At 70.5% G+C, this 1,022-nt stretch carries 1 pseudogene; it reads left to right on the forward strand.

Annotated features, from left to right (window positions below):
• Positions 1-1,022, forward strand: a pseudogene (locus P7F28_RS09405) (aldehyde dehydrogenase family protein); the annotation flags it as partial.

Genomic DNA, 1,022 nt, shown 5'->3' on the forward strand with positions numbered 1-1,022 from the left:
CGATCCCATCGCGGGCACGGTGGCCTCGCGCGCGCCGGCCGCGACGCTCGAAGACGCCGACGCCGCCGTCGATGCTGCGGCGCGCGCCTTTCCCGCTTGGTCGGCGCTCGCGCCCGGCGAGCGGCGCGCGCGTCTGCTGAAGGCCGCGGATCTCATGGATGCGCGCACCGGCGAATTCATCACGGCGGGCATCGCGGAGACGGGCGCGATGACGAACTGGTACGGCTTCAATGTCCATCTCGCGGCGAACATGCTGCGCGAGGCGGCCGCGATGACCACGCAGATCGACGGCAGCGTGATTCCCGCGGACCTGCCGGGCAACCTCGCGCTCGCCGTGCGGCAGCCATCCGGCGTCGTGCTCGGCATTGCGCCGTGGAACGCGCCGGTCATTCTCGGCACGCGCGCGCTGGCCATGCCCCTCGCATGCGGCAATACGGTCGTGCTCAAGGCCTCGGAAGCGTGTCCGGCGGTGCACCGCCTGATCGGCACGGTGCTGCACGAAGCGGGGCTCGGCGATGGCGTCGTGAATGTGGTGACGAATGCGCCGCAGGACGCAGCCGCGATCGTCGAGCGGCTTATCGCGCACCACGCGGTGCGGCGCGTGAACTTCACCGGGTCCACGCACGTCGGGCGTATCATCGCGATGCATGCGGCGAAGCATCTAAAGCCCGCGCTACTGGAGCTCGGCGGCAAGGCGCCCGCGATCGTGCTCGACGACGCTGATCTGGACGCGGCCGTCGAAGCCCTTGCGTTCGGCTCCTTCTTCAACCAGGGGCAGATCTGCATGTCGACGGAGCGCATCATCGCGCACCGGTGCATCGCCGATGCGCTCATCGACAAGCTCACCGCGAAGGCGAGCACGCTAGTCGCAATGGCGCCCACCACGGCGGGCGCGAAGCTCGGCGCGCTCGTGGATGCGAAGGCCGCTCAACGTATCGCCGCGCCCGTCGAGGACGCGCGCGGCCATGGCGCGACGATCCGCGCGCGGGCGGACCGCTCGATGGCGCGATCATGCAGCCGAC

It is taken from the genome of Caballeronia sp. BR00000012568055, from assembly GCF_029439455.1.
In the GTDB taxonomy this organism is placed as follows: domain Bacteria; phylum Pseudomonadota; class Gammaproteobacteria; order Burkholderiales; family Burkholderiaceae; genus Caballeronia.